Raw genomic sequence first — 2,056 nt, 5'->3', positions numbered from 1 at the left:
CATTGTAGGTGCTAGAACTATATGGGTGCCAACAATATCATTAATATCAGCAGAAGGTACTGGATTACGTAAGCTTTCAAATCGATTTAAATTCATATAATACTCTTCGTTTATATGTAAACCTTCATCATTCTGATAATCTGCTATTTCAACTACTCCCGTTGCGATTCCTCTTGCAATAATACCTTTTCCATTTCTATAAAGAAACACTAAATCATTGGGTTGAATTTGTTCGATTTTCTCTTTCCAAGGAGAAAATTAGGCTGAACACTTTTCATTTTTCAACATATCCCTCTCGGTTTCTCCGTTTGGCCTATTTGTACGATTGGTATTTATTATGTAAGCTTTTCTCAATTCCTCCACGCTCCCTAATAATTAATTAATTCTATTTAAATATCATATTATTAAAAGAATGATTAATCACTTAACAATACCCGCTAGGATTTAGAAGTTAAACTGAATTAAATAAGCTGATCCTTATAGAATTTTAGCTGCTCTCCGATCCCTTTACCTTCAAGAGGGATATTACATTTAATTCCATTATTCTCTAGATTTGGAATAAGGTATTCTCTATATTTTTTCCCAGCATAAAAGTCGAATTGTTGTGGCGCTAGTTTGATTAACTCAGCAAAAACATCTTTTGACCATGTTTTTCGTTGTGAAGAATTCATGTTGTTCAAGGTGATATCATATGGCTCAATTAAGGTGTCCTTACGAAGCAATCCATACTTAGCTGATAATATGAACCAATCATCGTAATTCTGTTTGCTTATGTATTGGACAGCCTTTTTAAATAATTGTGATTCCAAATACATTTCTTTGGCATAACATGGGTATTCTTGTTTTAATTTTGTGCAGCTAATCAATGCGTATTTAGACATTCTTACACACCATCCACATTTAGTAATGAATCTTTATAAAAAACCGATGCTAAAGAGATTAATTCCTTTTCCAAGGCTGGAAGTGAACTATGCAAGCCTGATATACCTTTGTTTCCTTCATACCAAGGAAGCAAATACAGATAGACAGGTTCCTTCAGAGTGGGTGGATCATAGTTCGTAAATAGCACATTTGCCCATACCTTATATTTCTTATCTGGCTTCTTATAGGATTCAAACCCAAATAATGCATGACTCAGATCGCCAATATGATAAGCAACATTATCTCCCCATCGAGCAAACTTCCCCTTGTTAGTTCTTATATTAGCTATATTTACACTAATTGGATGCTTGACTCCCTTTTTCTCCGCCTTTCCAATATAAAGGGGAACAAACGATTCCTTATCCCCTTTTCCCATGATGTATAACAGTCCTTCCCAATCCGAACGTTCAATGTTGCTTTCAACTAGATTAATGACTGCGTTTTCCATTTCTTTGCTTCTTACTAATGTTCTTTTTTCCTTTTTTCCAAGAAGCTTGGTATTAACCATTAAATCCTCGTTTACTTCAAATAATGGAACAAAATAATATCCTGGAACATTAAAAAGCCATGAACGAAAGTCGATCATCATCTTCGATTCCCTTCTTTATTTAGTAGCGTATCTGGGTAGGCGTCAGATACCAGACTTACCAATTGATACTCTACCGATCCAACCGTCTTGGGAAAGTTCGGAATTGGGGGTGTTAGGATCTCATTGTCTGGGATAATTAACAGAATTAATGCATGTTTGGCAATATTATCATCATGTATTAAAAGATTTTTCCACCGCAGATAGGATCCTTTTCCCTCAAGTAATTTTCCAATATGGCTTTTCCATCTGGTGTAGGGATTCACACTTTTCCCGACGTACACGGGAATGGTTTCGTTATCAGAAGACATACATAATAAGTATATGTGTTCGCTTGTATCACGATAGTTTAAAATATGACATTTTATGAGGTTTTCAATTTTTTGCTTGTTTATTCTTTGTCCTTCGGCAGCAAACTCGATTCTGAATTTATCTCTGTATAAGTTAATCCATTCTTCCAGCAGATGTTTTTCTTTTTTTCGAAATCCCAAGTGTTTTAGCACCTCACTGTATTAATGTTTATGACCCTCCCATTAAAAAAGATCCATC

Annotated in this window: 3 protein-coding genes and 1 pseudogene; all 4 read right to left on the bottom strand. The window is 34.7% G+C overall.

Features of this window, described 5'->3' with window-relative positions; genetic code table 11:
* Positions 1-210, bottom strand: a pseudogene (locus tag V7659_RS06740) (hypothetical protein); the annotation flags it as partial.
* Between the two features lie 251 nt (positions 211-461).
* The gene (locus V7659_RS06735; protein ID WP_335538951.1) at positions 462-881 is read right to left on the bottom strand and encodes a DUF6884 domain-containing protein; all 420 of its coding nucleotides are present in this window, start codon (positions 879-881) and stop codon (positions 462-464) included.
* 2 nt (positions 882-883) lie between these two features.
* Positions 884-1,510 carry a hypothetical protein gene (locus V7659_RS06730; protein WP_335538949.1) on the bottom strand — a complete coding sequence of 209 codons (627 nt, stop codon included), beginning with the start codon at positions 1,508-1,510 and terminating at the stop codon, positions 884-886.
* Positions 1,507-1,998: a GIY-YIG nuclease family protein gene (locus tag V7659_RS06725; RefSeq protein ID WP_335538947.1), complete on the bottom strand. Its 492-nt coding sequence runs from the start codon at positions 1,996-1,998 to the stop codon at positions 1,507-1,509. The genes V7659_RS06730 and V7659_RS06725 overlap by 4 nt, the downstream gene beginning before the upstream one ends.
* Positions 1,999-2,056: the final 58 nt, after the last annotated feature.

Origin of the sequence: Neobacillus drentensis, assembly GCF_036966985.1 — a bacterium.
Taxonomy (GTDB): Bacteria; Bacillota; Bacilli; order Bacillales; family Cytobacillaceae; genus Neobacillus; species Neobacillus drentensis_E.
The sequence above is the reverse complement of the archived record's forward strand: the minus strand, read 5'-3'. Positions and strand labels throughout refer to the sequence as shown.

What these genes read in the sequence shown, in the direction of transcription:
- V7659_RS06735 (WP_335538951.1), bottom strand. Translation starts at nt 881, where the DNA reads ATGTCTAAATACGCATTGATTAGCTGCACAAAATTAAAACAAGAATAC.
- V7659_RS06730 (WP_335538949.1), bottom strand. Translation starts at nt 1,510, where the DNA reads ATGATGATCGACTTTCGTTCATGGCTTTTTAATGTTCCAGGATATTAT.